Origin of the sequence: Peteryoungia rhizophila (genome assembly GCF_004912145.1) — a bacterium.
Lineage (GTDB): Bacteria > Pseudomonadota > Alphaproteobacteria > Rhizobiales > Rhizobiaceae > Allorhizobium > Allorhizobium rhizophilum.
The window spans coordinates 1-26,367 of the sequence record NZ_STGT01000008.1 but is presented as its reverse complement, the minus strand read 5'-3'; the positions used below and the strand labels follow the sequence as shown (position 1 = coordinate 26,367).

Here is a 26,367-nt window from a genome sequence, read left to right as displayed (position 1 = left end):
AGGGGACATACATGACGGAAATCCGCAAGCGCCTGGAGCCCCCGATCGAACCCGCAGAAGCCCCGGCTCCGAGAACGCCACGGTTGGAAGCCTCGAATGATACCGGTGGTACCTATGCCCAGCTCGAACGAGCCGTCGAAGACTATCTGCAGGCCGAACGGGACAGCGCCAAGCTGCAGTCGGCAGTCGCCGCAGAGCCAATCCGCCCGCCGAACAACTTGCGAGTTGCCTACAGCCAACTCCCCCCTGCGGAGATAACTCAAGCCGAACCGGCGGCAGAGGCCAGGCAAGAACCGCCGCCGGAGGCTGAAGAACCGAAGGTTCGTCCGCTCGAAGCCAGAGTGCCGGACGGCATGAAGGTGATCGATGGCGATCATGGGCCCGTCAAAGCCGAACCGACAAACACGGACGACGCGTCATCACCCCGGGGCGGCAAGGGCGGTGGCGGGGGCAGCGGCACGTTCCACAAGCGGCTGGGGCAGGTCGATTTCAATGCCAGCCTCAAGGCCGGGATCCACGCAGTCAAACGCAACCTGTTGATTGTCATGGTGTTTACTGTCGCCAGCAACGTACTTGTGCTGGCCATACCGATCTATCTGTTCCAGATCTCGGACAGGGTCCTGACCAGTCGCTCCACCGATACGCTGATCATGCTGACGGTCGTGATCGTCGGTGCAATCGTTCTGCAGGCCGCTTTCGACGCATTGCGCCGTTTCATCCTGATGCGAACCGCGGTGGAATTTGCGGCTCAACTCGGAGCGCCGATCCTGAGCGCGGCAGCTCGGGCGTCCCTGCAGGGCAATGGGCGGGAATACCAGACGCTCGGAGACCTGCAGCAGGTTCGCTCGTTCCTCGTTTCGCGTACGCTGCTCGCCTTTCTGGATGCACCGATCGCGCCGATTTTCCTGCTGGCGGTTTTCCTCATTCACCCGCATCTCGGCTCCATCGTCGTGGTCTCTGCGGTGCTGTTGCTGATCTTCACGCAGATCAATCAACGCATGACCGCGCTGCCGTTCGCCGATGCGAACGCGGCACAGGTCAAGGCCAACCTGCATCTCGATTCGATGACGCGCAATTCGCAGATCATCAACGCCTTGGCGATGATCCCGGAAGCTGTGCACATCTGGGGCAAGGATACCGCCGCGTCGCTCAAGGCGCAGGTGATTGCGCAGGACAGGAACATCGCGATCGCAGCCGTGTCGAAAGGCGTGCGCCTCCTCACGCAGGTCGCCATGCTCGGTTGGGGAGCGTATCTGTCGATCGAAGGCGAACTGACCGGTGGCATGGTCATCGCATCTTCGATTATCGCAGGGCGCGCGCTCGCGCCCATCGAAGGCGCGATTGAAGGGTGGAACCAGTACAGCCAGTCGCGTGCCGCCTATGGCCGGATCGCCGCCTTGCTCAGAGCCTCGCCACTCAATTTCGAGCGTCTCAACCTGCCGAAACCCGAAGGCCGGCTTGACGTGGAACGGCTGCTCTATGTGCCACAGGGCACCAAGCGGGTTGTGCTGAACGGGATTTCTTTTGCTCTGCAGCCGGGCGAGTCGCTTGCCGTCATCGGAAATTCCGGCGCGGGGAAGACCACGCTTGGCAAGATGCTGGTCGGATCGATCCTGCCCACGTCCGGCAATGTCCGCCTCGATCTGATGGACCTTCGCAACTGGGACCAACGGCAATTCGGCGAAAACATAGGTTATCTGCCGCAGGACGTGCAACTGTTCCCCGGCACGATCAAGGCCAATATCGCCCGGATGCGGTCCGACGCGGACGATGAACAGATCTATCGCGCAGCGATGCTCGCCGACGTCCACGAGATGATCGCAAGCCTTCCCCATGGCTATGAGACGATGGTCGCCGCCGATGGCTCTCCCCTGTCGGGCGGGCAAAAGCAACGCATAGCACTGGCCCGTGCCTTTTTCGGCGATCCCCATCTGGTGGTGCTCGACGAGCCCAATTCCAACCTCGACAGTGCCGGCGACGTCGCGCTGATGCGGGCTTTGCAGCATGCCAGGGAACAAAGGATCACCATGATCACCGTCACCCAGCGGCCGTCCCTGCTCACCAGCGTCGACAAGATCCTTCTGCTGGTCAACGGCACTGTTGCGCTGTTCGGCATGCGCATGGATGTGCTGAAGGCCCTGCAGGCCCGGGGCATCGATATCGAAGGCGGCTCCTTCGGTCACCAGTTGCAATAGGAGGCGAAGTGCATGGCAGACATCGCCAAGGTCCACGACATCGAGTGGTATTCCGAAGTGCCACGATCGATCCGCAAGCAGACGATCGTCGGCCTCGTTCTGGTGGCCGTCGCCTTCGGCGGTTTCGGCACATGGGCATCGACCGCGCCGCTGGCAGCGGCCGTCCTTGCCCAGGGCAGCTTCGTCGCCACAGGCCAGAACAAGATCCTCCAGCATCTGGAAGGCGGCATCATCGAGCAGATCCTCGTCAGCGAGGGTGATCAGGTGGTCGAAGGACAGGCTCTGGTACAGCTGGACGAAACCGCCGCCTTGGCAAAGAAACGCGAACTGTTTCTGCGCCGGATGCGACTGGACGTGACCGCAGCGCGGCTGACCGCCCAATTCGAGACCGTCGAAAAGCTCGATCTCTCATCGTTGGTGAAAGAATATCGCGGGGATACCGATGTCTGGGCGATCCTCGTCAGCCAACAACTCAATTTCAGGGCACAGCAACAAAAGCTGACCAGTGAAATCGCCCTGCTGCAGCAGAACATCCGGGCGCTCGAATTTCGCGAGATCGGCTACACGAGGCAACGCGATGCGTCGATCCGCCAGCTCGACCTGCTGAAGGATGAATATGCGGCAAAGGAGATCCTGCTGAAGAAGGGCGTTGCACGCGCAAACGAGGTCAAGGCCATTCTCCGGGCGATAGCCGAGGCGGAGGGTCAGATCGGACGCCTGGAGGCGGAAATCGCCGAGACCCAGGCACAGCGGACGAAAGGCGAGCAGGAAGTGCTGCGCGCCACAAGTGCCTACCGGGAAGATGCATTGGAGCGCCTGCAATCCATTCAGGGCGAGCGCGACATGGTGCGGGAGCAGTTGCGGGAGGCCGCGAACATCCTGGAGCGCGCAACGATCAATGCACCGGTTTCCGGGACCGTCGTGCGCATCCACTATCACACCAATGGCGGGGTCATCGAAAGCGGCAAGGCAATCCTCGAGATCCTGCCGGCCGGCGTACCCCTGATCATCGAGGCACAGATCTCGCGCAACGATATCGACAGCGTCAAGCTGGGCCAGGAGGCCACCATCCGGCTTGTCGCCCTGAACCAGAGAACCACACCTGTGATCCAGGGGGAGGTCTTCTACCTCTCCGCAGACGCGCTTCAGCAATCAGGCAACGCATCATCCGCCCCGCACGATGTCTACCTCGCGCGGATCAATATCGCGCCAACCGAACTGTCACGGGTGCAAGGCTTCACGCCAACCCCCGGCATGCCGGCAGAAGTGATGATCCAGACCAGTGAGAGAACCTTCTTCAACTACATCGCAAAACCCGTCACCGACAGCATGTCACGCGCCTTTTCCGAGCAGTGAAGCCGCAGTCACCATTGACGCAAAAAGTCCCACGGGGCTTGAACGCGCGGAGACTTTTGTTGAATCCGGATGGACACCCTTCGCCGCAACTTTGCGCCGAATTGCGCTCTTTCGACCAACGCGAACCGGTATCGAGGGGATAGAAGCGCTGGTCGAGCAAGGACTGATCGTCGAGCCCCGATCACACTGCATATCCAGGCGTGCTTGCCTGCCCGTGATCTAACCAACCACGCGCTTTGAGCTGGCGTGGCTGACTGTGACAGCGCCTATCAGCCACAGTCGGGTCTGTCGCGAACCCGCTTGACAGGATCGTTAAAAAACTCATACTCGAAATTGGTCAGACAATCTGACCGCCTGCGTATCAGGGGAGTGATACGCTCGGAGGATTTCCATGTTCGTGGCTTTGGAGCCGCGCCGGCTTTATCGCCAGGTCGCGGAGCAGATCCGTGCGCTGATCGAGACGGGGGAATTGAAGCCGGGCTCCCGGCTTCCGCCCGAGCGCGAACTCTCGGACCGCTTTTCCGTCTCGAGGCCCACCGTTCGTGAGGCGCTGATCGTTCTCGAGGTCGAGGGACACATTCAGATCCGCATGGGCTCTGGCGTCTATATCAGCAGCCGGCCCCGGCCAGCCCAGGAGGGACCCGCGAATGATGACAGCGAAGGTCCGCTGGAAATCCTGCAGGCGCGCTGCCTGATCGAAAGCGGCATTGCGGAAGAGGCCGCAAGGCTTGCAACGCCCGACGGTCTCATGCGTATAGACGCCATTCTGGAGCGCATGGAGGGCGCGCTGGACGATGGCGCGGTGGCTCTGGCTTGTGACCGAGATTTCCATACGGCGATCGCCGACATCATCGGCAATTCGGCGCTCAAGCACTTCACCGGCCTGATCTACGATTCGCGCATGTCGCCGTATTTCAAGAAGCTGGCCAGCTATTTTGAAGGGCCGCATACCTGGAAGCTGGCGCTCGAAGAGCACCGCATCATTCGCAACGCCATCGCAGCCGGGGACCCAGACGGTGCCCGGGAGGCCATGCGGCGTCATCTGACGCTGGCGCAGAAGAGATTCTCGGAAAGCTTTGAGGAGGAGCCGACCAGAGAAGACTGACCGTTCAGGCCTCGCGCCAACGGTTTTCCAAGAGTTCTGTTTCAATGGGAGGAATACATGAAACTGACACTTAAGACGCTTCTTGGAGCCGCGGCAGTGATTGTCGCATCCAGCGTTTCGGCCCATGCCGAGACCGTTCTGAAATGGGCCCATGTTTATGAAACCTCAGAGCCCTTCCACACGGATTCCGTCTGGGCGGCAGAGGAGATCGGCAAGCGAACCGAAGGCCGCTACAAGATCGACGTCTTCCCGGCTTCGCAACTTGGCAAGGAAGCCGACATCAACCAGGGCCTCAAGCTCGGCACCGTCGACATCATCATCTCAGGCTCGAGCTTTGCCGCGCGTGACCACAATCCGATCGGCGTCACCTACTATCCCTACATCTTCCGTGACCCGAGCCATCTCCTGGCCTACACGAAGAGCGACGTCTTCAAGAAGCTGACTGCCGGCTATGAAGAAAAGACCGGCAACCACATCGTCGCCGTCAGCTACTACGGGACGCGTCATACCACTTCAAACCGACCGATCGCCAAATGCGAAGACATGGCGGGCTTGAAGATACGCGTGCCGGATGTGCCGGCCTATCTGGCAATGCCGCGGGCCTGCGGTGCCAACACAACGCCGATCGCCTTTGCTGAAGTTTATCTCGCTCTACAGAATGGCACGGTCGAAGCGCAGGAAAACCCGCTGACGACGATCGAGGCCAAGAAGTTCTACGAGGTCCAGAAGAACATCGTGCTCACCGGCCACATCGTCGACCACCTGAACACGGTGGTCTCCAAGACCCGTTGGGCAAGCCTGTCGGATGAAGACAAGACAATCTTCACCGAAGTGATGCTGGAAGCAGCAGCCCGCACGACAAAGACTATCGAAGCCCGTGAAATGGCACTCGTCGACGAGTTCAAGGCGAAGGGCATCACCGTGACCGAAGTCGACAAGGCGGACTTCGAAGCGAATGTCATCGACAAGGCGAAGTTCGAGGACTTCGGCTACGACAAGGCTGATTGGGAAGCCATCCGCGCCATCCAGTAATGGCGCCGTCCCGGCGCCCAGGCGCCGGGACTCCTTTGAAATCATTGAGAATTGGAGCCGACCCATGACGGAGCACCCGCACGCGCCGATCAGTGTGGAGGAGATGGCGCATGCTTTCGAAGAGGAGGCAGCACCGGTTGATCTATCACATCACGCCATTGAGGACTGGGTCACGCTGGCAGTCTTCTGGGGCATGGGCCTATCCGTATTTCTGCAGTTCTTCACCCGCTACGTCCTGAACAACAGCTTTTCCTGGACCGAGGAAATCGCAGCCAACTGCCTCGTCGTGGTCGTCTTCATGGGGTCAGTCATGTGCGTGCGCACCATGCGGCATATCCAGGTGGATCTGCTCTACCGCTTTCTGCCAACGCGGGCGGTCAGGGTGCTCGAAACGGTCGTTGATGTCATCAGCATCGCCTTCTTCGCCTACATGACCTGGCTAATGTGGCGCTACCTCGAGATTGTCGGCGACGAGCGCATGGTCACCGTGAACCTGCCACGTGGCATCGTCTTCTACACCGTCTTTGCAGCCTTTACGCTGATGTGTGCCCGCTCTGTCCATAACCTCGTCAAGGATCTGACGGGGACGAAAACCGCGCGCCAGAAGGCGCAGGAAGACATTAACGCAGGGGGGATCTAAACCATGCTGCTTCTCATCGGTTCCTTTCTGTTTCTTTTGATCCTCGGCACGCCGGTTGCGGTCTCCATGGCCGTCGCATCGCTCGCCTATCTCGTGATCTATGGCGTTGCCCCTGACATCATTGCGGCCCAGCGCATGATCGCCGGCGTCGAGAGCTTCCCACTGATCGCGGTGCCCTTCTTCATTCTGGCCGGCAATCTCATGAACATTGCCGGGGTGACAGGCCGCATTTACAAGTTCGCTTTGTCGCTCGTCGGTTGGATGAAGGGTGGCTTGGCGCAGGTCAACATCATCGGCTCGGTGGTTTTCTCCGGCATGTCCGGAACGGCACTTGCCGATGCCGCCGGCATCGGAACTATCGAAATCAAGGCGATGAAGGACCATGGCTATCCGGTGGAGGCTGCTGTTGGCGTTACCGCCGCCTCGGCCACGCTAGGTCCCATCTTCCCGCCATCTCTGCCCTTCGTCATTTACGGCATGATGGCGAATGCCTCGATCGGGGCGCTGTTCATGGCCGGCATCATTCCGGGGGTCGTCATGACGATCCTGATGGTGCTGACGGTTTACATCTTCGCCAAGCGCAAGGGGTGGGGCTCTGATACCCCATTCGAGCTGAAGCAATTACTGGCTGCCTCGCTGGAAGTGGTGATCGTCCTCGCTTTCCCTGTCGCCATTTACCTTCTGATCCTGGCGGGAATGTCGGTCAACATCGCGGTGCTGATCGGGCTTGCGGTTCTCGTGGCGCTCGACTGGTATTTCGACTTTTCCGCAGTCATGGCGCTGATGACACCCGTGCTGCTGATCGGCGGCATGACGATGGGCTGGTTCACGCCGACAGAGGCGGCCGTCGCTGCCGTCCTATGGTCGTTGTTTCTCGGTCTCGTCCGCTACCGGACGATGACGGTGAGGACGCTGGCGAAGGCCTCGTTCGACACGATCGAAACCACAGCCTCGGTGCTGTTCATCGTCACCGCCGCGTCGATCTTCGCCTGGTTGCTGACGGTGAGCCAGGCAGCACAGTTGTTCTCCGACTTTATGTTCAGCCTGACCGACAATTGGTGGACGTTCCTGATCATCGTCAATATTCTGCTGCTGGTCGTTGGGGCCTTCCTCGATACGATTGCTGCCATCAGTATTCTCGTTCCGATCCTCATGCCGGTTGCTGCGCGCTACGGCATAGATCCAGTGCATCTCGGCGTCGTCATCACCCTAAACCTCATGATCGGGCTTCTGACCCCACCCGTCGGCATGGTGCTGTTCGTGCTCTCGCGCATCTCCAAGCTGTCGGTGGAAAAGACGACGCTCGCCATCCTGCCCTGGATGATCCCGCTCTTCCTGGCGCTTGGTCTCATCACCTTCATCCCAGCCATCACCATGTGGCTGCCGACGCAACTCGGTCTGATCCGTTGAACGGCCGGTCCGCACTGGCGGGCCGGTCTCCGTCTTGAACGAAAGGTCTCTGTGCGATGCAAACCCGCGTTGCCCGCCTTCATGCCGAACGCGACCTGCGCGTTGAGAATCTCGATTATCCGACATGTCGCGCTGGCGAGGTGCGACTTGCCATGGCAGCGGGCGGCATCTGCGGCTCCGACCTGCATTACTACCAGGATGGCGGCTTCGGCCCGGTCCGTGTTCGCGAGCCCATTATCGCCGGTCACGAAGCCTCGGGCTTTGTGGAGGAAATTGGCGACGGTGTTTCAGGTCTTGAACTCGGGCAACTGGTGGCGGTCAATCCGTCCCAACCCTGCGGGCAGTGCCAGTATTGCCGGATCGGCCAACCCATTCATTGCCTGGACATGCGCTTCATGGGCTCGGCCATGCGGCTACCACATGAAGACGGCATGTTTCGCGAAAAGTTGGTCGTGCCCGCCATTCAATGCCATCCGGTCGGCGCGGGAGTTACACCGGGAGAAGCTGCCTGCGCTGAACCACTGGCGGTCTGTCTGCATGCAATCGCTCAGGCCGGCGATCTCAACGGCAAGGCCGTTCTTGTCACGGGCGCAGGGCCGATCGGTCTCTTGACCGTGGCTGCCGCCCGTCATGCAGGTGCCGGCCAGATCGTGGTCACGGATCTGGCCGACGCCGCCCTCTCGCGGGCGCACTCAATGGGTGCCACGCAAGCCATAAATGTGAAAAGCGAGCCGGATGGTCTTTTGCCCTTCACGGAGCATAAGGGCCATTTCGACGTGGTCTTCGATTGCTCAGCGGCTGGACCTGCCCTCCGCTCCGCCTTTGCGGCGATCAAGCCGCGGGGAATTCTGGTCCAGGTCGGCGTGACCGGCGACGTCACTATTCCCCTCAACGCACTGGTCGGCAAGGAAATCGTCTGGCGCGGCTCGCAGCGGTTCCATGAAGAATTCTCTGAGGCCGTCGCCTTGATCTCGACGCGCCAGATCGATGTGCGTCCGATCATCTCGCACAGCTTCCCGCTCGATGCGGTGGTGGAAGCCTTTGAACAGGCTGGTGACCGCTCCAAGGCCTGCAAGGTGCAGATCACATTTCAACAGACGGATGAAAGCCTAAAGGACGAGAGATGAGACATACTTGGCGCTGGTTCGGCCCCATCGACAAAGTCAGTGTGAGAGATGCAGCCCAGGCGGGTGCCGAGGGCATCGTGTCGGCACTACACCACATCGCAACCGGGGAAGTCTGGCCGGAAGACGAGATTGCCAGACGGCATGACGCGATCCGCGCCGGCGGTCTGGTTTGGGATGTGGTCGAGAGCATTCCGATGTCCGAGGACATCAAGACGCAGACCGGCGACTGTAAGCGCCACATCGCCAACTGGCAGGAAACGCTCAGACGCCTGTCGGCTTCGGGCATCCGAACGGTCTGCTATAACTTCATGCCCATCCTCGACTGGACGCGGACGGATCTGCGCTGGGAAACCGGTCATGGTGCAAAGGCCATGCGCTTTGATCTCGTCGATTTTGCAGCCTTTGACATCCATATCCTGAAGCGACCTGAAGCTGCCGCGGACTATCCGGACTGGCTCACCGACGAGGCAGCACGGCGTTTCTCCGGCATGGAGGATGCGAAGATCACGGCCCTCGGCAAGAATATCGGTGCCGGCCTGCCGGGCTCTGCCGATGGCTACACGCTCGAGCAATTGCTCGAAAAGCTGCGCTCCTACCAAGGCATCAACCGCGAACGGCTGCAGCAGAACCTCGTCGATTTCCTGAACGAAGTCGCGCCGGTCGCAGAGCAGGTCGGCATCAATATCTGTGCGCACGGCGATGATCCGCCTTGGTCACTGCTCGGTCTGCCACGCATACTTTCAACTGAGGCCGACTATGCGCACATGCTGGATGCCGTTGATATCCGCGCCAACGGTGTGACGCTCTGCACCGGATCGCTCGGTGCGCGCCCTGACAATGATCTGCCTTTTCTTGCCAAGCGCTTTGCCGACCGCATCCATTTCGTTCATCTCCGCAACGTGACCCGCGACACCGACACAGTCCCCTGCTCCTTCTTTGAAGACGAGCATCTGGAAGGCGGGACCGACATGGTAGCCGTGATCGCAGCCCTGGTGACGGAGGAGGCAAGACGGCGCAAGGAGGGGCGTGAAGATCATCAAATTCCTATGCGCCCGGACCACGGGCAGGAAATCCTCGATGACCTGACGCGTGGTGCACAGCCGGGCTATCCAGCCATCGGCAGGCTCAAGGGTCTCGCAGAGCTTCGCGGCATCGAGCGCACGCTGTCGCATGCCCATTACGGACTGGGAGGCTGATATTGCAAAGGCTCTCCAGCACGACAGGTCTTCCGGACACGGTTCGTCAACCGCGTTTCGACCGGACGAAACTGAAACCCGGCATCGTGCATATCGGGATCGGCGCCTTCCACAGAGCGCATCAGGCGGTGTTCACGCAGCATGCTCTGGAAGCCGACTTCGGACCCTGGGGCATCATTGCCGTAAACCTGCGTTCGCCCGACCCGGTCGAAGCGCTCGCCGCCCAGAATGGGCTATACTCCATCACAACGCGGAGCGAGACAGGCGATCATTCCGAAGTCATCGGCGCGACCGTCGACTGGATCTGTGCCGCGTCCGATCGTGCTCGTGTTCTCTCGGCCCTGGCCGATCCGGCGATCCGCGTGGTGACGATCACCGTGTCGGAAAAAGCCTATGGCCTTGATCCGGCAACGGGCGGGTTGGACCACACTCATCAAGCCGTTGCCGCGGACCTTGGGAGGCCAGATGCGCCTGTCGGTGTGCTGGGCTTCCTCGTTGAGGGCCTTGCCCTGCGGCGCGCGGCAGGGCTTGCTCCCTACACGGTTCTCTGTTGCGACAACCTTCCATCCAACGGCAAGGTCGTGCGCCGCCTGGTCCTGGAGATGGCCCGGCTGCGCGATCCGGCACTCGCGGATTGGATCGCCGAAAAGGGTCGTTTTCCCTGCTCCATGGTCGACCGCATCGTGCCGGCCGCAACCCACACCACGAGGCACCGTGCCGAAAAGCTGCTCGGAGCCCAGGACGCACTGGCAATCGACACGGAGCCATTCTTACAATGGGTCGTTGAAGATGACTTCGTTTCCGGCCGGCCGGCCTGGGAGGCCGCCGGCGCCATCTTCACTGACAATGTCGAGCCGTACGAGAAGATGAAGCTGCGGCTGCTCAATGGCACCCATACGCTTCTCGCCCATCTCGGGATCCTCGAAAACCTTGACTACATCCGCGACGTGATGGCCAAACCGGATCTGGCGGCAAAGGCGCGCATACATATGGAAGAGGTCGTCTCTACGCTCGACCCGGTACCAGGCATCGATCTTCCCGCCTACATCGATGATCTCCTGGCCCGTTTTTCCAATCCAACCATAGACCATCGCAACCTCCAGATCGCGCTCGACACGACGCAAAAATTGCCGCAGCGGCTCTTATCGCCCGCCGTCGACATGCTGGCGATGGGCGAGACAGCGGCAGCGACGGCCTATGCGGTTGGGGTGTGGATTGCATCGGTGAAGAAGCGAGGCGATTGCAACGACCCCCGTCGCAGCGAGGTCCTTGCAGCGGCGGCCAGCATGGACGCCACCGACCCCTCCGCATCCTTTTTCGCGATACCGGGGCTCTTCCCGCCGGAATTGGCCGGCGCACGAGGCTGGCGCAACAGAGTGAACGCAGCAATACTGTCGTTCTAAGTTTGCCACGCAAGCACCGGAGTTCGCGTTTTGAGACCGGTTACGCAGGTCAGGTTTCTACTGCGGATCCGGTGGCCGAGGGCTGGGTGGAATAAGTGCGCTGCCGACTGGATGTCAGAAACGCAAAAGCCCCACTATGGGGGCTTTCTCGCTACGGTCGGCCAGAGGAATTCGCCGCCGTTGCCGTTTTCCTGGCCTCAGAGCCAGCCTCTTATGTGACGGGAAGCAAGATCAGGGTAGATGGCGGTGCCATCAGATCCGTCTGACCGTTACGCGGCGGATGACGGCTACGGCTCAAGTCCCGCGCAGCGCGCGGTGTTGCGGATATGAGCTTCCATCTCGAGCTTCGCCCGCGCACCGTCATTGGCCCTGAGCGCCGCGATGATCTTGCGGTGCTCGCCGATCGAGTCCCGCATGCGCTCGGGATCGGTGATCGGGATCGGCTGACGCTGCGTCTCGGTCACCTGGTCACGCACCGTCTGATACAGCGCCTTCAGCATGGCGTTCGAGCAGGCGGAGACGATGGTGCCGTGAAACTCCAGGTCGGCCTCGACATTGGCGAGCAGATCCTGGCTTGCCCAGCACTCTTCCATCCTCCGCGTCGCTTGCTCCATCTTGTCGAGTTGCAACTGGGTCAGGCGACCGGCGGCCAGCCTTGCGATTTCGCCTTCGAGCAGAATACGGGTCTGGAAGACGTCGAAGACGGAATAGCTGTCGGAATAGCGCCAGGGCGCCATATGCCCCGTCGCACCCGAACTGAGCACAGAAGGGCTGGCAACGAATGTGCCTCGCCCAGCCTCGGTCTTCAGCAACCCGAGCGTTTCCAACGTCAGCAGCGCTTCGCGCAGGGACGCTCGGCTGATGCCGAACTTCTGGGAGAAATCCCGCTGGGAAGGGATCTTTTCTCCCGGCTTCAATTGCCCGGACTGGATCATTCCCTGAATCTCGCGTGCCACAGATTGCGGAACGAGCGTCTTGTTGAACATGCAGTCCCTTCCCCGGCGGCTAACGTTTCCGCAGTGTATTTTTTCTGGCCGCCCCTTGCCAAGCACAAAGCAGCATGCTTGTTTGGCCTGACTGGTCTGACCAGTTAGACCAATGTAGATTGAGTCATGTTCAAAAAACAAGGGGAACTCTCATGACACGTTCAACCACCTTCAAGGCAACCATCTTTGCGGGCCTGCTGGCCGCATTCGCAACCAGCGCTCAGGCCGCAGACCTGACCGTCGGCGCAAACATCGGCAACGTCCCGTGGGAATTCGAAGACGCCAGCGGCAAGGTTACGGGCTTCGAGGTCGATCTCGTCAACGAGATCGCCAAGCGCCTCGGCAAGACTGTCGAATTCGTCAACACGCCGTTCAACGGCCTCTTCCCGGCGGTCCAGTCTGGTCGCATCAACATGGCGGTCTCTTCGATCACCATCACCGAGAAGCGCCTCGAATCCGTCTCCTTCGCGCAGCCCTATTATGACAGCGACCAGTCCCTGACCGTGACCGCCGCCTCCGGCATCATGGGCCTCAAGGACATGGGCGAGAAGGTCGTCGGGGTCGACACCGGCTCGACCGGCGACATGTGGGCAGACGCCAACAAGGCCGAATACAAGCTTGGCGAGATCCGCCGCTTCGAAGGCCTGCAGCCGGCCATGCTCGACCTCGTCGCTGGCCGCGTCGACGGCTACATCTCCGACATCCCGGCCCTGCTCTACTACGTGAAGGACAAGCCGGAACTGAAGGTCGTCGAGCGTATTCCGACCGGTGAGAAATACTCGATCATGTTCAACAAGGACGATCCGCTCGCCACCGAAGTCAATGCCGTGATCACCACGCTCAAGCAGGAAGGCTTCATCGCGCAGCTGCACGAGACCTGGTTCGGTGCCAAGGCCGAAGACACGACCTCGACGGTCACCGTTCTCGACATGCCCAAGGGCAAGTAACCTGTGATGCATCCGGCGGGACGGATACGTTCCGCCGGTTCACCAAGGGAGCCGATGCGGCATGACACTCCTCAATACCTTTTTCAATTTGCAGGTCCTGGCTGACAGCCTGCCGGCCCTCCTCTGGGGTCTGGTGGTAACACTGCAGATCGGTGTGACCAGTATTCTGGTCGGTCTTGCAGGCGGACTGTTTCTTGCGGTCGCCCGCCTTTACGCGCCGACTTTTTTCAAGCTGCTGATCCGCGGCTATATCGACATCTTCCGCTCGATCCCACTTTTGGTATTGCTGATTGTTGTCTATTACGCCCTGCCCTTCGTCGGCATCAGGCTGTCGCCTTTCCTCTCGGCCGTCGCCGCGCTGTCGCTGGTTTCAGCAGCCTATACAGCTGAAATCTTCCGCGCCGGCATCGAGGCGATCCCGCATGGCCAGTTCGAGGCTTCCGCAGCCCTCGGGCTTTCCAATCGCCACACCATGGTCGATGTGATCCTGCCCCAGGCGATCCGCATCGTCATTCCGCCGCTCACCAACAACTGCATCAACGTCATGAAGGACACGGCACTCGCCTCCGTCGTCGCCATGCCGGATCTCCTCAAGCAGGCCACCCAGGCCCAGGCGCTCTCGGCCAACCCGACACCGCTCATCGGGGCGGCGCTGATCTACATCGCGCTCCTGTGGCCGATGGTCGCCATCGTCTCGCGCCTCGAGAAACACTTCAGCCGGGGGAAACGCTGATGACCGGAACGATCGCGCCCCTCATCTCCATCCGTGGGCTGACCAAGGCCTATGGCACCTTCACCGTGTTGCGCGACATCGACCTCGACATCGCCGAAGGCGAGGTCGTTTGTGTCATTGGCCCATCGGGCTCGGGCAAGTCTACGCTCATCCGTTGCATCAACCATCTCGAAGCCTTCGCACCCGAAAGCCGCATCACCGTCGACGGCATCCGCGTCGAGCCCGGCCCTGCCCTTGCCAAGGTGCGCGCCGAAGTCGGCATGGTTTTCCAGTCCTTCAACCTCTTCCCGCACATGACGGTGCTGAAGAATGTCATGCTCGCCCCGATGCGGGTGCGTGGCACGGGGCAAGCGGAAGCAGAACGCAAGGCGCGTGAACTGCTCGCCCGGGTAGGCATCTCGGAACAGGCGGAAAAATTCCCGGGCCATCTGTCGGGTGGACAACAGCAGCGCGTCGCAATCGCCCGGGCGCTGGCCATGGAGCCGCGCGTCCTGCTTTTCGACGAGCCCACCTCGGCGCTCGATCCGGAAATGGTCGGCGAGGTGCTGGATGTCATGCGCAAGCTTGCGGGCTCCGGCGTGACCATGGTCGTCGTCACTCACGAAATGGGGTTTGCCCGCCAGGTCGCCGACCGTGTGATCTTCATGGATGGCGGACGGCTGGTCGAAAGCGGCAAACCGGAAGAAATATTCGACGCCCCCAAGCACGAGCGCACGCGCGGCTTCCTGCGCGCTGTCCTCAACCACTGAACAAGAACAATGACTGGAGGACACCCCGCTATGGCCATCCCTTCCACCAAGGCGCTCGATCTGGATTTCGTCCGCAGCCAGTTCCCGGGCCTCGCCCGCGGCTGGACCTTCTTCGACAATGCCGGCGGTTCGCAGATCCTGAAAGGCGCCGTCGAGCGCATCAACACCTTCCTCTATGAGAAGAACGTCCAGATCGGCGGCTCCTATGAGGTTTCGCAGGCGGCAGCGGCCGCCCTCTACGAGGCCCGCACCGCTGCCATGCAGCTGGTCAATGCCGGCCGTCCCGAAGAGATCGTCTTCGGAAACTCGACAACCGCGCTGTTGCAGAACCTCGCCCGGGGCATGCACAGCCAACTTTCAGAAGGCGATGAGATCGTCATCACCATCTCGGACCACGAATCGAATATCGGCCCCTGGGATCGGCTGCAGGAACGCGGCATCGTGCTGAAGATCTGGCCGCTGAACAAGGAAACCCTGACACTTGACCTTGCCGACCTCGCGCCCCTCATGAGCGAGCGGACGAAACTGGTCTGCGTCACCCATTGCTCGAACCTGCTGGGATCGATCAACCCGATCCGCGAGATCGCCGATTTCGTCCACGCCCGTGGAGCCAGAATCTGCGTCGATGCGGTGGCCTATGCGCCACATAGGGCGGTCGACGTACAAGCCTTTGACGTCGATTACTACGTGTTCAGCCTCTACAAGACCTACGGTCCGCATTACGCGCTGATGTATGGCAAGTACGATCTGCTGCTGGAGCTCGACCCGCTTTATCACTACTTCTACGGCAAGGATAAAGTGCCGGGCAAACTGGAGCCGGGCAATCCCAACTACGAGCTCGCCTATTCGATCTGCGGTATCGTCGACTATCTCGTGGCACTCGGCGAAAAGGCCGGCCAGACAGGCTCGACCCGGCAAAAGATCGAAGCGGCTTACGATGCGATCACCGCACAGGAAGACGCGCTGACCGAGCACCTGCTGACCTATCTGCGTTCGCGCAATGACTGCATGATCGTCGGCCAAGCCATGAACCGCGACAGCAAACGCGTCCCGACCATCGCCTTCCGTTTCGATGGACGCGAGGCTGCCGACCTCTGCAAGGCCATGGACGCCGAGAAGATCGCCATGCGCTTCGGCGATTTTCACTCCCGTCGGCTTGCCGAATATCTCGGACTGACCGACCATGGCGGCATGCTGCGCGTCTCGATGGTGCATTACAACACCATCGAGGAGGTGGACCGATTTACAGCAGCCCTCGACCGGATCCTCGCCAACGAAGCCGGGCTGGCCAAGGCGAGTTGAACAGCAACGACAAGAGGACTGACTGATGCGCTTCGATACGGTGATCCGCAACGGAACGGTGGTGACGGCAAGCGACACATTTGTGAGCGATGTCGGCATCAGGGATGGCCGGATCGTGGCGCTGGCAGCAGACCTCACGGAAGCGGATGAGGTCATCGACGCGACCGGCCTCTTCGTGCTGCCCGGAGGGATCGACAGCCATGTGCATCTCGACCAGCCCTCGGGCGACGGCATCGTGATGGCGGATGATTTCGACAGCGGCACTCGGTCGGCGGCGATCGGGGGCAACAGCACGGTCTTGGCCTTCTGCATGCAGGAAAAGGGTCAGTCCCTGCGCGAAGCACTGAAGATCTACCATGCCAAGGCCGACGGGAAGTGCCATGTCGACGTTTCCTTCCACCTCGTGATCACTGATCCGACGGCGGAAGTGCTCGGCCAGGAACTGCCGGCTCTCGTCGAAGACGGCTACACCTCTCTCAAGGTGTTTATGACCTATGAGGGCCTGCGTCTGCGGGACGACGAGATCCTGGCGACGCTCGATACAGCGCGTCGCACCGGCGCGCTGGTCATGGTCCATTGCGAAAACGAAGACGCAATCCGCTACCTGATCGGCCGGCATGAAGAAGAGGGGAAACTCGCACCGAAATACCACGCGACCACCCGGCCCGTAGCCGCCGAGCGCGAAGCAACGCATCGCGCCCTTTCACTCGCCGAAATCGTTGATGTGCCGATCGTCATCGTCCATGTCTCCAACCGCGAGGCGATGGAGGAAATCCGCCGCGCCCGCCAACGCGGCCAGAAGATCGCTGGCGAGACCTGCCCGCAATATCTGATGCTGACGGCAGATGATCTCGACCTCGAAGGTCTGGACGGCGCGAAATTCGTGTGTTCCCCGCCACCGCGCGACAAGGTAAGCCAGGACGCCTGCTGGGAAGGAATCGAGCAGGGCGTCTTCGACCTCTTCTCCTCAGACCACTGCCCCTTCCGCTTCGACGATCCGGAAGGAAAGCTGAACGAGAAGGGCAAGCGGCATTTTCGCTGGATACCGAACGGCATTCCGGGCGTAGCAACCCGCCTGCCCATCCTCTTTTCCGAAGGGGTGATGAAAGGCCGGATCGACATCAACCGCTTCGTCGCGGTGACCTCGACCAACCACGCAAAGCTCTACGGCATGTACCCGCAAAAGGGCACGATCGCGATCGGTTCGGATGCCGACATCGCGCTCTGGGATCCGCAGGAGCGCGTGACCCTGACAAACGAGATCCTCCAGCACGGTGCCGACTACACGCCCTATGAAGGCCAAGATATTCAGGGCTGGCCGGTGCGTCTGCTCGTTCGCGGCCAGACGATCATGGAACGCGGCTCTGTCGTGGAGGCCGGGCAAGGACAGTATCAGAGCCGCAAGCGCTCGAACCTGATTGCGGACACCAATTCGGGCGCCTCAGTGAGGCCGTAGGTAGACAGGCGGCGCTTCTCTGCTCCAGCCCCAGGGAAATATTCTGCCGACGTCCCGACCTAAACCACGGCTTCCGCTTCAATCTCGACTTCATACTCGCCGACAAGCGCACCGGCTTCGATCAAGGTGTTCGCCGGAAGCACCTCGGAGAAGAAGCGGCCATGCGCACGGGAGACAGGCTCCCACTGTGATGCATCCTTGAGATAGATGCGGGTGCGGACGACATCTTCCATCTTTCCTCCGAGAGCGGAGATGGAAGCAGCGATCTTGTCGAGAATATAGGTTGCCTGCGCGCCCGGATCGCCGGGTGCCACACAACGGTTACTGCCGTGGGTCGCCGTCGTGCCCGATACCAGGATCCGGTCACCGACGCGCACGGCCCGGCTGTAACCAGCCAGCGGCTCCCAGATACTGCCGGAGGAAACCCGCAGGCGTTCCTGGCGCCCCGGCACCGGTACCGCTGTGTAGACGGACGGGATCGCATCGAGGTGATGGCTGAGGTCGCCGGATGCGGTCAGGAAGGGCGGCTTGCGATACTCATCGCCGCAATCGCCGGGAATGGGTGTGGCCTCAGTAAAGGCGCCGTCGAGCAGAGCCCGGTCACCCGCATCCAGTTCAAAGCTGAAGACCTTCAGATTGTCGTCGCGATGCTCGTTTTCACCTAGTCGGGCGCCGATGATCGTCGCGGCAACGGCCGGGTGTTCAAGGACCCAGCGGCTGGCCACGTTGGAGATCGAAACCCCGTGCTTGCGGGCGATCGTGGATGCCGCTCGGAGAATGCCTTGATGTACGCTCCATCCACCGGCGGTATCGATGAAGCGCTTGTATTTCGAGCGGCTCCAGTCATGGATCGAGGCAGGCTCCGGCTGACCGAGCCACTTCTCTGACAGGAAGCCGCCGCAGAGCGTGCCATAGGCCAGAAGCTTCACGCCGCGCTTGAGGCACAGGGACGACAAATCGCCAGCAGCGCGCCGGTCGATCAGGGAGAAGGAAACCTGATTGCTGGCGATCTCGATCCCGTCTGACAGTGCAAGATTGAGATGGGCGGCATCGAAATTGGTGAGGCCGAGGGCGCCGATCAGCCCCTCCTCCTTCATCGCCTGCATTTCATGAAGCGCATCGAGCCAGGCCGGATGCTCGAAAGTCCACCAGTGAAACTGCAAAAGGTCGACCTTGTCGACGCCAAGGCGGGCAAGCCTGTCCTCCACTCCCCGGCGCACCACATCGCGCGTCATCGGACCAGGCTCAGGGCACCATTTCGTGAAGGCCACCGGTCGCTTGTCGCTAGCGGCATAGCGCTTCAGCAGATGGCCGGTGATGATCTCCGCCGATCCATAGTGATCGGCCATGTCGAAACTGTCGAACCCGGCCTCTGCATAGGCCTGCAGTGCATCAGCCCCCTGCTCCGGATCGACTGTTTCACCATGCTTTTCGATGTCCGCAACCTGCCAGAGGCCGCAGACGAGACGGCTGATCGACAGGTCCGGGGTGAGATTGATGCGTTCGGGATGCTGGGACACGGAGATCATTCCTCGATGGTCAGGATTGTTTGTTGCGGCTGAGGCGCGCGAGCGGGCTCACCTCGCCAAACAGGCCGCGCGGGCGCAGCAGAAGCATGAGGCAGAGCCCGACGCCAATGGCGACGATCTGCAAGGCGGCGGCCCGTGCCTGTTCCTCGGGCGGTACGAAGGCGGAGACGGCAGCCGCTGTCAGCGCCCAGAGCCCCCAAACGAGAATGGCACCGGCAATGGCACCGCGATTGTTGCCGGAGCCCCCGACAATCAACATGGCCCAGACCTGGAAGGTGAGGACCGGCATATAGTTGTCGGGTGCGATAAAGCCGATGAAGTGTGCCTGAGCGGCCCCTGCCAGGCCCATGATTGCGCCGCCGACGGTAAATGCCTGCAAGCGAAAGCGGACAGGTCGCTTGCCGAGCGCCTGCGCGGCCGTCTCGTCTTCACGGATCGCCCGCAAGACGCGGCCCCAGGGGCTGCGCGACAAATGCTGCAGCCCGAGATAGAGGACCAGCACGACGAGAGCCATCAGGCCGCAATTGGCGAGACTGAAGAACAGCGCATCACCCTGCAGATCGGCGAAAGGACGCGGAATGAAGCCGATCCCGAAGGACCCACCAGTGATGCTCTCCAGATTGAGCATGCAGAGCTGAACGGTGACGGCGACGCCGAAGGTTGCGATGGCAAGGTAGTCGGCTCTCAGCCGGATCGTCAGCGCACCGACGGCCCAGGAAAGCGCGCCCGAGACCAAGGCAGCCCCCAGCCACCCAACGGCAATCGGCATGCCGAATCCGCCAAGGCGCTCTGCCGTTTCAGGCGTGGTCAGAATGGCCGAAGTATAGGCACCGACCGCGACGAAAGCGGCGATGCCGACATTGAACAGTCCCGTCATGCCCCACTGAACATTCAGCCCCAGGCAGATGATCGCATAGGTGAAAGCCATGGTGAGGAAGAAGGCGCCATAGGCGATAAGATCGATGCTCATGTCGCTTTTCCGAACAGGCCGCGGGGGCGGACGAGAAGAACCGCAATCAGGATGGCAAAGGACACCGCCGCCCGCCATTCGGCTCCGATGAGCTGAACCGTAAAGGCTTCGGAAAGACCGATGAACAGACCGGCGATCATGGCGCCTGGAACCGAGCCGATACCGCCAAGAATGGCAGCCGCAAACAGGGGCAGCAGAAGGTCATGCCCGAGATAGGGGCGGATCTGGATGATCAGGCCGCTCATGATGCCGGCAATACAAGCGAGAGCGGCGCCCAGGAACCAGGCCGTTCGTATGACCCGGCGAACATCGATGCCGGCGATACCGGCCAGGCCGGGATTTTCGCTGACCGCGCGCATGGCCCGGCCGATATCGGTCCGCGTCATGACAAGATGAACGGCGATCACAGAGACCAGCGCCACGGCCAGCATGGCCAGCTGGTCCGGTGTTGCTCTGAGACCCAGTCCCAGCTTCATCGCAATCTGCAGCGCTTGGCTGAAATAGGCAGGCTTCGAGGTGAAGAGGAATTCGAGCAGGCTGCGCAGCGCAAGCGATGCGCCAAAGCTCGCCATGACCATGATGATGATGGCGCTGCCGCGGCGCCGGAAGCTCGAAAAAAGCGCGGCGTCCACGGCAAGAGCAAGCAGGCCCGTCAAGGCGACGGCAAGCACGGCCGCGATCGGCAGCGACCAACCAAAGGAGAATGGCCCAAGTGGCGTGGTGAGCCCTGCTGCCAGAACGCCAAGCGCACTGCTGATGCCGAGTGCAAGATAGGCACCCCAGGACAGAAGCTCGCCATGCGCAAAATTCGAGAAACGCAGGATCGAATAGGTGAGCGTCACGCCAACCGCGCCGAGGCCAATGATCGCGCCAGCAATCAGTCCGTCCATCAGGAATTGCGGGTTCATGGCGCCACCTCTGCACGCCCCGTTGTGCCGAGATAGATCTTTCCGATGAGTGGATCATCGGCGAGATCGGCAGGCGTCCCTTCATGGCGGATCTGCCCTTCGGCCAGAATGACGGCGCGATCGGCAATCGCCATGGCCGCCTTCACGTTCTGCTCGACCACGACGATCGTCACGCCTTCGCCATTGATGCGCTTGAGCATGGAAAACACCTCGCCGACAATCTTTGGCGAAAGGCCGGCGGATGGTTCATCGAGGATCAGTACCGGCGGATTGAGCGCGAGCGCGCGCGCCACTGCCAGCATCTGCCGCTGACCGCCGGAGAGCGCGCCTGCCAGACGCTTCGGCTTGACGGCGAGATCCGGAAAGCGCGTCAGCATCGTCTCGATGGCTAGGTTGCGTTCCGATTTCGGCAGGAGCGCCACCGCGATCTGGAGGTTTTCCAGAATGCTCATGCTGGCAAAGACATTCTCCGTCTGCGGCACGAAAGCCAGACCTTCGGCCAGTTTACGGTGCGGAGCGACATACGTGATGTCCCTCCCTGCCAGATGAATCCGCCCCGAATGCACAGGCACCATGCCGGCAATCGCCTTGACGAAGGTGGATTTGCCAGCGCCGTTCGGACCCAAGAGGATGACGAGTTCGCCCTGTGCGACGGAAAAGTCCACGCCGCGAACAATGGGAAGGTCCGGCTCATAGCCCGCGACCAGCGCCGAGGTTGTAAGAACCGGCTCGATCATGCACCACCGCCAAGATAGGCTTCGATGACGGCAGAATTGGCCGCCACATCTGCCGGCGCACCCTCGGCAAGCAGCTTGCCGAGCGCCATCGCCACCACCCGCGAGCACAGCCTCGATACCATCTCCATGTTGTGTTCGATCAGGAGAATGGACTTGCCCTCGGCATTCAACGCCACCACCCGCTCCATGATCACTTCGAGCAAAGCGGGGTTCACCCCCGCGGCCGGCTCATCGAGCAGGATCACCTGCGGATCGGCCATGAGCACGCGCGCGAGTTCCAGAAGCTTGCGCTGCCCGCCGGACAGCACGCGTGCAGGTTCATGGGCCAGCCGCGACAGCGTGACGAACTCCAGGATCGCATGCGCTTTCTCAAGCGCTGCCTTTTCTTCGCGGCGCACCAGACCAGCTTTGAGGAAATTGGCAAACAAGCCTTCGCCCGTCTGCTTCGGAGCGCCGACCAGCAGGTTCTCAAGCACGCTCATTTCCAGGAAAGGGCGCGGGATCTGAAAGGTCCGCGCGACGCCATGAGCGATGCGCTGCTCCGGCGCTTGGCTCGAGACTTCCCGTCCCCCGACCCAGATCTCGCCGGAACTGGGCTTGAGGCTACCCGCCAGCAGATTGAACATAGTGGTCTTGCCCGCACCATTCGGCCCGATCAGGCCCAGGATCTCGCCACGGCCGAGCTGGAGCGACATGTCTGAGACCACGGTCAGCCCATCAAAATGCTTCGTCAGATGCCGTGCTTCGATGGCAGGCGGTGCCGCGGCACTCTGAAATGATCCTGATGGTGGGGAATGGGCGGCAGCCATCTGCAAAAATGAGCCTTGATTTGATCCGTGATGTTTGATCAAACTTTACGTGGACGCGAAAATCAACCGATATTTCCGGGAGGCTTGGAGGCGGGATGACGGACACGATTGGCCAATCGGACGACTTCCTCACGCCTGTCGGCCGAGAGACTTTGCAGGATCGCGTCTATGACCAGCTGCGCCGCACATTGATCAATGGCGGCTTTGCCGCAGGCGACATGCTGCGGATCGTCGACATGGCAGACCGACTGAAGACGAGCACCATGCCAGTGCGAGAAGCGCTCGGCCGGCTCGTCTCCGAACAGGCCCTGGAGGCCCTGCCCAATCGCTCCGTCCGCGTGCCGCTTATTACCCGAGACCGCCTCGATGACCTGGAACGTGCTCGCATCCTGATAGAGGGGCGTCTGGTGGCGCTCGCCTGTCATCGACTGACGGCGGAAGACATCGAGAGCCTGAAACAAATCAACCGGGACTGCGAGGCGGCTTTCGAACGGCATGGCCAGGACGTCGGCCCGGTCACCTCTGAAATCAACCATCGCTTCCATTTCCAGATCTATCGTGCCGCATTTTCGCGTGTGCTGATCCCGATGGTCGAAAGCCTCTGGCTCCAGTCCGGCCCCGTGGTTCGAGCCGCCGCCCATATCCACGACGAACAAGGCGGCCTTGCCGCAACGAACCACCACTGGACGCTGATCGAAGCACTCGAAGCGCGCAATGAAGAGGCGGCGGTGAACGCGCTTTCCAATGACATCGGGCGCTCGTTCGATCTCGTGCGCGGGCGTCTCGACGCCGGCGAAGAAGCGGCGTGAGGGAGAGCACCGATGAGCGGCACCGATGACACATTCGAGCTCTTTGACCTGCGTGTCGAGGTGGTGATCCCTGAAAATGGCGCCGTCTACTGCGGCGCCAAGCCCGGCGACTATTTCGAGCTTCAGGGTGAGATGCTCTATCTTCCACCCGGACAGGGACTGTCGATCTACTCCCTCGCCTCCGTCCTTCCCCTGCTCGCCGCCAAGCAGCGCCCGACCCATGCGCATGACTGGATGACGACGGATGCGGACATCGCCTGTCCGGATCCCAACTGCTCCACCCGATTGCGGATTCGGCGCACAGGCCTTCGCCGTTTCAGCCATGCCGCCACGACAGCCGTGCCCCTCGAAGGAAAAGAGTAATATGCAGCGTATCTCCATCGCCCCCGGTTACGAGATCTCCCGCGTCATCCGCGGCGGATGGCAGCTGGCGGGTGGGCATGGCGCCATTGATGAAGAGATAGCCATCGAAGACATGGTTGCCTTCGCCGATGCCGGCATTACCACCTTCGACTGCGCTGACATCTACACCGGCGTTGAAGACCTGATCGGGCGCTTCCGGCTGCGCTACCGCGACATGCAGGGCCAGGCGGCACTCGATCGCATTCGCGTCCATACAAAATTCGTGCCCGATCTCGGCGTCCTGCCGACGATCACCAAGGCCTATGTTGAAGGCGTGATCGACACGTCACGCAAGCGGCTTAACATGGAGCGCCTGGATCTCGTCCAGTTTCACTGGTGGGACTATGAGATGCCTGCCTGGCTGGAGACGCTCGGCTGGCTGAAGGAGCTTCAGCAAGACGGTCGGATCGACAAGATCAGTGCCACGAACTTCGACAGCGACCATGTCACGGCAATCCTTGATGGCGGAATCCCGTTGACCTCGCTGCAACTGCAATATTCGCTGCTCGACCGGCGCCCGGAAAAGCGCATGGTGGAACTTGCAGCCCGCCACGACTTCGCGCTGTTCTGCTACGGCACGGTCGCCGGCGGCTTCCTCTCCGATCGCTGGCTAGGCAAGACCGAGCCGGAGCATCCGCTCGAGAACCGCTCGCTGACAAAGTACAAGCTGATCATCGATGACCTCGGTGGCTGGGAACTGTTCCAGGCACTGCTGTCAACGCTTCGCAAGGTGGCGGACCGCCATGCAACCGACATCGCAACGATTGCCAGTGCCGCCATGCTCCGCCGGCCAGGTGTCACGGCGGTCATCGTCGGCGCACGCAATCGCGATCACCTCGCCTCCAACCTCGCCATATCAAATATCGTCCTCTCAGACGCCGACTTGGCAGAGATTGAGACTGCCCTCGCTGGTGCACGCGAACTGGAAGGCGACGTCTATACGCTCGAGCGGGACCGCACCGGGCGGCACGGCAGCATCATGAAATATAATCTCAACAAAGGGGAATGACATGAACAAGGGATATCAGATGAAACGCCTCGTCCTGGCTTCGACCATGCTTGCGGGGTTTGCGGTCGGTGCCGCACCTGCCGCAGCACAAGAATGCGACATCACCGTCGGCGTGGTCATGGAATTGACCGGTCCTGCCGGCGAATATGGCAAGGCCGGCGCGAAATCCGTCGAAATGGCCTTCCGTGACTTCAATGATGCGGGCGGCGTCGACGGCTGCAAGCTCGTCATGGACACGCGCGACAGCCAGAGCCAGGGCAACGTGGCCGTGGACCAGGCCACACAGCTCGTCAACATCAAGAAGGTGCCAGTCATCATCGGCGGGATCATTTCCTCGGTCTCGATCCCGATCCTCACCTCCGTCACAGCACCAGCCGGCGTCGTTCAGGTCTCTCCGGCATCCTCCTCACCGACGCTGACGGCTCTCGGACGCGACGGCAAGACCAATGGAGTCTTCTTCCGTACCATCACCTCGGACGCGCTGCAGGGAACGGCTGCAGCCAAATATGCGCTCGATCAGGGCATGAAAAAGATTGCCATCATTCACGTCAACAACGACTTCGGCAACAATCTGATGCAGGAGTTCACGGCCGCCTACACAAAGCTCGGCGGAACGATCACCTCCACGACCCCCTATAACGAGAAGCAGGCGAGCTATTCTTCCGAAGCCTCGGTCGCCATGGAAGGCGAACCAGATGCGCTCTACCTCGTCTCGACGCCGGTCGACGGTGCAACGATTGCCCGTGCCTGGATTTCTGGCGGTGGCGTCCAGAAATTCCTGTTCAACGACGGCATGAACTCCAAGGATTTCATAGCAAGCGTTGGCCCACAGTATCTGAACGAGGCTTACGGCACATCGTCAGGAACGACGCCAACGACCTCGACTGAATACTTCAACGCTAACTACGCAGAATTCTCCGGTGGGATCGAGCCGTCTGCCCCCGCGGCAGATCGATCATACGATGCCGGTGCCATCGTAGCCCTTGCCATCGCCAAGGCTGGCAAGGCCGACAAGGACGCGATCAAAACCGCGATTTCGGAAGTCACAGCACCGGGCGGCACGCCGATCTACGCCGGCAAGGCGGAATTCGAAAAAGCACTCGCGCTGCTCAAGGACGGCAAGCCGATCAAATATGAAGGCGTCATCGGTCCTGTGAGCTTCGACCAGTACGGCGACATCACCGGCCCCTTCCGTCTCTGGAAGATCACCGACGGAGAGGTGACGACGGTTGGCCAAATGGAGTCCGACGCGGTGGCTGAAATCAAGGCCACGCTCTCGAAGTAAGGGATTGAGGATTAAGGCAAGGGATCGGGCGACCCCTGATGGTCGCCCGATCTGTATGGAGTGGGTGCAATCAGCCGAGCATATCTAAAGCGGCAGGCTCCCTAATCCCACGGCAGAGAAACGATTGGTCGGCACCGAAGCCCGCGAGCGCAAGATGGTTGTTGCAGCAGCTCACGCGGATTGCGTCTTGGGGAAGTCGACAGTGAGCAAAAGGCAAAAAGCCCCACGAGGGGGCTTTGTGTGATTGTTGTGATTGTTGGTTGCGGGGGCAG

Annotated in this window: 24 protein-coding genes and 1 pseudogene; 19 read left to right on the top strand and 6 right to left on the bottom strand. The window is 61.1% G+C overall.

The features are described 5' to 3' along the window. The first annotated feature begins 11 nt into the window (after positions 1 to 11). From E9677_RS23625 to E9677_RS25675, 10 genes and pseudogenes are all read left to right on the top strand, one after another. Positions 12 to 2,195 (top strand): type I secretion system permease/ATPase, encoded by a 2,184-nt coding sequence (locus tag E9677_RS23625; RefSeq protein WP_136560519.1) that lies wholly within the window; start codon positions 12 to 14, stop codon positions 2,193 to 2,195. Positions 2,196 to 2,207: 12 nt separating this feature from the next. Continuing rightward, positions 2,208 to 3,551: an HlyD family type I secretion periplasmic adaptor subunit gene (locus E9677_RS23620; RefSeq protein WP_136560518.1), complete on the top strand. Its 1,344-nt coding sequence runs from the start codon at positions 2,208 to 2,210 to the stop codon at positions 3,549 to 3,551. A 391-nt stretch (positions 3,552 to 3,942) separates the two neighbouring features. Beyond that, positions 3,943 to 4,656 (top strand): FadR/GntR family transcriptional regulator, encoded by a 714-nt coding sequence (locus tag E9677_RS23615; RefSeq protein ID WP_136560517.1) that lies wholly within the window; start codon positions 3,943 to 3,945, stop codon positions 4,654 to 4,656. Positions 4,657 to 4,713: 57 nt separating this feature from the next. Then, a complete protein-coding gene (locus E9677_RS23610) occupies positions 4,714 to 5,688 on the top strand; it encodes a sialic acid TRAP transporter substrate-binding protein SiaP (protein ID WP_136560516.1) in 975 nt (324 codons plus the stop codon). A 64-nt stretch (positions 5,689 to 5,752) separates the two neighbouring features. Next, complete coding sequence (locus tag E9677_RS23605; RefSeq protein WP_136560515.1) at positions 5,753 to 6,328, top strand: TRAP transporter small permease; 576 nt, start codon at positions 5,753 to 5,755, stop codon at positions 6,326 to 6,328. 3 nt (positions 6,329 to 6,331) lie between these two features. Then, entirely contained in the window at positions 6,332 to 7,738 is a 1,407-nt protein-coding gene (locus tag E9677_RS23600; protein ID WP_136560514.1) for a TRAP transporter large permease, read from the top strand. A gap of 56 nt (positions 7,739 to 7,794) precedes the next feature. Beyond that, positions 7,795 to 8,865, top strand: coding sequence for an L-idonate 5-dehydrogenase (locus E9677_RS23595; RefSeq protein ID WP_136560513.1), 1,071 nt, complete (start codon positions 7,795 to 7,797; stop codon positions 8,863 to 8,865). Then, entirely contained in the window at positions 8,862 to 10,061 is a 1,200-nt protein-coding gene (gene uxuA / locus E9677_RS23590; protein WP_136560512.1) for a mannonate dehydratase, read from the top strand. Before E9677_RS23595 ends, uxuA begins: the two co-directional genes overlap by 4 nt. Beyond that, a complete protein-coding gene (locus tag E9677_RS23585; protein ID WP_136560511.1) occupies positions 10,061 to 11,464 on the top strand; it encodes a mannitol dehydrogenase family protein in 1,404 nt (467 codons plus the stop codon). The genes uxuA and E9677_RS23585 overlap by 1 nt, the downstream gene beginning before the upstream one ends. 146 nt (positions 11,465 to 11,610) lie before the next feature. Then, positions 11,611 to 11,730: pseudogene (locus E9677_RS25675) on the top strand (SDR family oxidoreductase); the annotation flags it as partial. Between the two features lie 21 nt (positions 11,731 to 11,751). Here the strand turns inward: E9677_RS25675 and E9677_RS23575 are convergent. Continuing rightward, positions 11,752 to 12,450 (bottom strand): FadR/GntR family transcriptional regulator, encoded by a 699-nt coding sequence (locus tag E9677_RS23575; RefSeq protein ID WP_136560510.1) that lies wholly within the window; start codon positions 12,448 to 12,450, stop codon positions 11,752 to 11,754. A 152-nt stretch (positions 12,451 to 12,602) separates the two neighbouring features. Between E9677_RS23575 and E9677_RS23570 the strand changes: the two genes are divergently transcribed. The 5 genes from E9677_RS23570 (at position 12,603) to hydA (ending at position 17,637) form a co-directional block, all read left to right on the top strand. Beyond that, entirely contained in the window at positions 12,603 to 13,397 is a 795-nt protein-coding gene (locus tag E9677_RS23570) for an ABC transporter substrate-binding protein (RefSeq protein ID WP_136560509.1), read from the top strand. A gap of 61 nt (positions 13,398 to 13,458) precedes the next feature. After that, positions 13,459 to 14,130: an amino acid ABC transporter permease gene (locus E9677_RS23565; RefSeq protein ID WP_136560508.1), complete on the top strand. Its 672-nt coding sequence runs from the start codon at positions 13,459 to 13,461 to the stop codon at positions 14,128 to 14,130. Next, on the top strand, positions 14,130 to 14,879 hold the full coding sequence (locus tag E9677_RS23560; RefSeq protein ID WP_168801324.1) for an amino acid ABC transporter ATP-binding protein: 750 nt from the start codon (positions 14,130 to 14,132) through the stop codon (positions 14,877 to 14,879). The genes E9677_RS23565 and E9677_RS23560 overlap by 1 nt, the downstream gene beginning before the upstream one ends. Before the next feature lie 30 nt (positions 14,880 to 14,909). Further along, positions 14,910 to 16,181 (top strand): cysteine desulfurase-like protein, encoded by a 1,272-nt coding sequence (locus E9677_RS23555; RefSeq protein WP_136560507.1) that lies wholly within the window; start codon positions 14,910 to 14,912, stop codon positions 16,179 to 16,181. A gap of 25 nt (positions 16,182 to 16,206) precedes the next feature. Then, positions 16,207 to 17,637, top strand: a complete 1,431-nt coding sequence (gene hydA, locus E9677_RS23550; RefSeq protein ID WP_136560506.1) for a dihydropyrimidinase — start codon at positions 16,207 to 16,209, stop codon at positions 17,635 to 17,637. Between the two features lie 59 nt (positions 17,638 to 17,696). Here the strand turns inward: hydA and E9677_RS23545 are convergent, their stop codons facing one another. Genes E9677_RS23545 through E9677_RS23525 form a run of 5 tightly spaced genes read right to left on the bottom strand, consistent with a single transcriptional unit; the run spans position 17,697 to position 22,590 of the window. Next, positions 17,697 to 19,166: an aldo/keto reductase gene (locus E9677_RS23545; RefSeq protein WP_136560505.1), complete on the bottom strand. Its 1,470-nt coding sequence runs from the start codon at positions 19,164 to 19,166 to the stop codon at positions 17,697 to 17,699. A gap of 10 nt (positions 19,167 to 19,176) precedes the next feature. After that, positions 19,177 to 20,136 carry a branched-chain amino acid ABC transporter permease gene (locus E9677_RS23540; protein ID WP_136560504.1) on the bottom strand — a complete coding sequence of 320 codons (960 nt, stop codon included), beginning with the start codon at positions 20,134 to 20,136 and terminating at the stop codon, positions 19,177 to 19,179. Further along, complete coding sequence (locus E9677_RS23535; protein WP_136560503.1) at positions 20,133 to 21,044, bottom strand: branched-chain amino acid ABC transporter permease; 912 nt, start codon at positions 21,042 to 21,044, stop codon at positions 20,133 to 20,135. The genes E9677_RS23540 and E9677_RS23535 overlap by 4 nt, the downstream gene beginning before the upstream one ends. Next, on the bottom strand, positions 21,041 to 21,781 hold the full coding sequence (locus tag E9677_RS23530) for an ABC transporter ATP-binding protein (RefSeq protein WP_136560502.1): 741 nt from the start codon (positions 21,779 to 21,781) through the stop codon (positions 21,041 to 21,043). The genes E9677_RS23535 and E9677_RS23530 overlap by 4 nt, the downstream gene beginning before the upstream one ends. Then, a complete protein-coding gene (locus E9677_RS23525; RefSeq protein WP_136560501.1) occupies positions 21,778 to 22,590 on the bottom strand; it encodes an ABC transporter ATP-binding protein in 813 nt (270 codons plus the stop codon). The genes E9677_RS23530 and E9677_RS23525 overlap by 4 nt, the downstream gene beginning before the upstream one ends. A gap of 95 nt (positions 22,591 to 22,685) precedes the next feature. Between E9677_RS23525 and E9677_RS23520 the strand changes: the two genes are divergently transcribed. Genes E9677_RS23520 through E9677_RS23505 form a run of 4 tightly spaced genes read left to right on the top strand, consistent with a single transcriptional unit; the run spans position 22,686 to position 26,095 of the window. After that, positions 22,686 to 23,399, top strand: a complete 714-nt coding sequence (locus E9677_RS23520; protein WP_136560500.1) for a GntR family transcriptional regulator — start codon at positions 22,686 to 22,688, stop codon at positions 23,397 to 23,399. A 12-nt stretch (positions 23,400 to 23,411) separates the two neighbouring features. Beyond that, positions 23,412 to 23,762: a TIGR04076 family protein gene (locus E9677_RS23515; protein ID WP_136560499.1), complete on the top strand. Its 351-nt coding sequence runs from the start codon at positions 23,412 to 23,414 to the stop codon at positions 23,760 to 23,762. A 1-nt stretch (position 23,763) separates the two neighbouring features. Then, positions 23,764 to 24,810, top strand: a complete 1,047-nt coding sequence (locus E9677_RS23510; RefSeq protein WP_136560498.1) for an aldo/keto reductase — start codon at positions 23,764 to 23,766, stop codon at positions 24,808 to 24,810. A gap of 46 nt (positions 24,811 to 24,856) precedes the next feature. After that, a complete protein-coding gene (locus E9677_RS23505; protein WP_235883094.1) occupies positions 24,857 to 26,095 on the top strand; it encodes an ABC transporter substrate-binding protein in 1,239 nt (412 codons plus the stop codon). Positions 26,096 to 26,367 lie beyond the last annotated feature (272 nt).